Annotated in this window: 1 pseudogene; it reads right to left on the reverse strand. The window is 49.6% G+C overall.

Features of this window, described 5'->3' with window-relative positions:
• Positions 1–895: pseudogene (locus tag HMPREF3044_RS00290) on the reverse strand (hypothetical protein); the annotation flags it as partial.
• Positions 896–906: the final 11 nt, after the last annotated feature.

Here is a 906-nt window from a genome sequence, read left to right on the forward strand (position 1 = left end):
CATCATTGGTCAACCCATCCTCATCAGGATCAAGCTTTCCATTATCATTCGGAGTCTCATTATCACCGGGATTGGTGGTACCACCAGGGTTATCATCACCCGGCTTATCATCCTTCGGATCCCTCGGGTTGGTCTTATTATCGACTTCATCCCCATCCTTGACACCACCATCATCGGTGTCAGGATCATTAGGATCAGTGACCTTGTCAGACCCAGTCTTCGGATCTAGCTCGTCACCATCCTCAAGACCATCACCATCGGTGTCAGGATTGTTTGGGTTAGTGTTACCCGGCTCACCCGAAGGATTATGCTTGTTGTCCTTGAACGGGTTCTTCGTGCCGTTAACCTCATCACCATCAGTGAGGTTATCATCATCGGAATCCTTATCATTGGGATCCGTACGGTGCTTATTAACCTCATCACCATCAATGAGGCCATCATCGTCGGAATCCTCATCATTGGGATCCGTACGGTGCGTATTAACCTCAGGACCATCGTTAAGACCATCATCATCCGAATCCTCATCATTAGGATCCGTGTGATGCTTCATGATCTCATCGCCATCATTAAGTCCGTCACCGTCAGTATCCTTACTCAACGGATCCGTGTTACCCGGATTACCCGAAGAATCATATTTACCATCCTTCTTCGGGTTCTTAGAACCGTTAACCTCCTCACCATCAGTAAGACCATCACCATCGGTGTCAGGCTTTTTCGGATCGGTGCCGTGCTCGTTGACCTCGTCACCATCGTTCAGACCATCATCATCGGTGTCAGGATCCTTCGGATCGGTGTGATGCTCTTTGACCTCTTCCCCGTCCTTGAGGCCATCACCATCGCTGTCAGGATCCTTCGGATCGGTGCGATGCTCTTTGACCTCATCCCCATCGGTCAAACCATCATCAT

Origin of the sequence: Corynebacterium sp. HMSC073D01 (assembly GCF_001815555.1) — a bacterium.
In the GTDB taxonomy this organism is placed as follows: domain Bacteria; phylum Actinomycetota; class Actinomycetes; order Mycobacteriales; family Mycobacteriaceae; genus Corynebacterium; species Corynebacterium glucuronolyticum.